This is a genomic window from Lysobacter enzymogenes, from assembly GCF_017168095.1.
Lineage (GTDB): Bacteria > Pseudomonadota > Gammaproteobacteria > Xanthomonadales > Xanthomonadaceae > Lysobacter > Lysobacter enzymogenes_D.
Genome location: NZ_LXSD01000436.1, coordinates 1 through 2,763, shown reverse-complemented (window position 1 = coordinate 2,763; position 2,763 = coordinate 1). Strand labels below are relative to the sequence as shown.

At 71.5% G+C, this 2,763-nt stretch carries 2 protein-coding genes; both read left to right on the top strand.

Annotated elements, in window-relative coordinates; all coding sequences use genetic code 11:
• Window positions 1-613 (top strand): YceI family protein (locus A7A76_RS18785; protein ID WP_206412638.1); only part of this gene is annotated, 613 nt, incomplete at its 5' end.
• Window positions 614-658: 45 nt separating this feature from the next.
• The gene (locus A7A76_RS18780; RefSeq protein ID WP_206412637.1) at window positions 659-2,635 is read left to right on the top strand and encodes a phospholipase D family protein; all 1,977 of its coding nucleotides are present in this window, start codon (window positions 659-661) and stop codon (window positions 2,633-2,635) included.
• The last annotated feature ends 128 nt before the right edge of the window (window positions 2,636-2,763 follow it).

Here is a 2,763-nt window from a genome sequence, read left to right as displayed (position 1 = left end):
CGCCGCGCCGCCGCTGGCCGCGCCGACGCCGGGCCCGCGCGTGCTGAGCCAGACCGGCTTCGACCCGCAACACACCCGTTTCAGCTTCGAACTGCGCACCCGCTGGGGGCAGAAGGTCGAAGGCCAGTTCCCGCGCTACGACGGCGAGGTCAGCGTGCTCGCCGACGGCCGCCATCAGGTGCGCATCCGCCTGGCCACCGGCGCGGTCGTGGTCGGCGACTCCGAGCGCTACACCCGCATGGCCCGCGGCGAACGCTTCTTCGCCGCCGAGCGCTATCCCTACATCGAATTCCTGTCCGAGCCGCATCCGGCCGACCTGGCCCGCACCGGCGGCGCCCTGCGCGGCCGCCTGACCCTGCACGGGATCAGCCGCATGGAGACCTTCGTCGTCGCCCCCAGCCCGTGCGCGCATCCGGGCGAGGAGTGCGACGCGATCGCCCACGGCAGCGTCAGCCGCGACGACTACGCCTTGGACGGATGGCAGTTCGCGTTGGGCGACCGGGTGCGTTTCACCATGCAAGTACGCCTGTTATCAACGCAAAATAAGCCCTCCCCGCCGCGGACCCCGCCGCCGCGGTCCCACGAGACGGTTCCGGCGCGCCCGGAGCGTTGACCCATCGCGGCGGCCGGGCGGCCGCAACGCCAAGGAGCTGCACCGTTGAACCCCGTCTTGCGCGGCCTCGCGGCCTTGCTCGCCCTGTCCCTGTCGGCCTGCGCCTCGCTGAGCCCGGCCCAGCGCGACCGCGCCAGCGCGATCGCCGCGGCCGCGCGCTCGGCGCAGATCGACTGCCGGGGCGAGAACGCCTGCGCCCGGCCCTCGCCGCTGTACGACCTGGGCCCCAAGGCGATGACCGAGTCGGCGCCGGAGCGGCCGCGCCACTACACCGTCATCCTCGACCGCGGCCCCGACGCGCTGCTGGCGCGGGTCAACCTGATCCGCAGCGCCCGCCACACCCTGGACCTGCAGACCTACATCTTCGAAGAGGACGACGCCGCGCGCCTGGTCCTGGACGAACTGCTCGCCGCCGCGCGCCGCGGCGTGCGCGTGCGCCTGCTGATCGACCAGCTCGCGGCGATGCGCCACGTCGACACCCTGGCCGCGCTGGCCGGCGCCCACGTCAACTTCGAGATCAAGCTGTACAACCCGGTGCTGCACCGCGCCCGCATCACCTACCCGCAGTACGCCCTGGCCGCGGCCTGCTGCTGGCGCCGGCTCAACCAGCGCATGCACACCAAGCTGCTGCTGGCCGACGGCCAGGTCGGCATCTCCGGCGGGCGCAACTACCAGGACGACTATTACGACTGGGACGACCAGTACAACTTCCGCGACCGCGACGTGATCGTCGCCGGCCCGGTCGCGCAGGTCATGGGCACCGACTTCCAGGTGTTCTGGAGCGACCGCCGCAGCGTGCCGGTCGAACGCCTGGCCGACGTCGGCCAGCGCATCATCGACGACGGCGTGCCGACCCTGCCGCCGAGCCGGTTCGAGCGCCCGCAGCGCGCCCAGGCGATGCGCGAAGCCGCCGACGACGACGCCCAGGTGCGCGAGCGGCTGGTCGCCCACGCCATCGCGGTCGGCGCGGTGCGCTACATCTCCGACACCCCCGACAAGCACCGCGAGGACGCCGAAGCCAACGCCCTGGCCTCGGACTCGCTGCGCAACCTGATCGCCAACGCGCGCGACGAGGTGCTGCTGCAGACGCCGTACCTGGTGCTGTCCAAGTCGGCGCAGCAGCTGTTCCGCACCCTGCACGAGCGCCCGGACCGGCCGCGGGTGATCGTCTCCACCAACAGCCTCGCCGCGACCGACGCCTTCATCGCCTACGCGCTGTCGTACAAGTACAAGCGCCGCTACCTGCGCGAGTTCGGCTTCAACATCTACGAATACAAGCCCTTCCCCGCCGACGCGCCGATCGACATCGCCGCCACCGGCGCCGAACTGCCGGCGCTGGGCCTGCCCGGGCTGGACGAGCCCGAAGGCCGCGCCGAACCCGGCCAGATCAGCGGCGCCGGCCTGGCCGAATCGCGCCCGCGCCGCAACGACCCGGACCGCAGCAGCGTGCTGTACCGCCAGCGCTATCGCCAGCCGCTGACCCAGGAATACGCGGCGATGCGCTACGCGCGCCGGCGCACCAACGAACCGGTGCCGCTCAAGCGCGCCGGCGTGCGCATCGGCATGCACGCCAAGTCGATGGTGATCGACGAGCGCATCGGCGTGATCGGCACCCACAACTTCGACCCGCGCGGCGACCACTACAACACCGAGAGCGCGGTGGTGATCGACGATCCGGCCTTCGCCCAGGCGCTGGCGGCGAGCATCCGCCGCGACATCGCGCCGGAGAACTCGTGGGTGATCGCGCGCCGCGACAAACCGCCGATCTTTTCCGGTCTGGAATACTCGATCGCCAAGATCTCCGAGCACCTGCCGATCTTCGACCTGTGGCCGGTGCGCTACGCCACCAGCTACGAATTCGTGCCCGGCCCGGACTGCCCGAACCCGCTGTACCGCACCGACCCGGGCTTTCGCGCCTGCTACAAACCGGTCGGCGATTTCCCCGAGGTCAATCTCGGCGTGAAGAGCCTGACCACACGCATGTTCACCGCGTTCGGGGCAGGACTGGCGCCGATCCTGTAGGCCCGATCGCCGTTGCCCTTGCTCCTCGCTCCCCCCGCCGCCCCGAACTCGCCACAGGCAACCGTAGACCCGAAGGGCGGCGCACAGGATGTGCGCCGTGCGCCACCCAGGCCATGGATGGCCTGTGT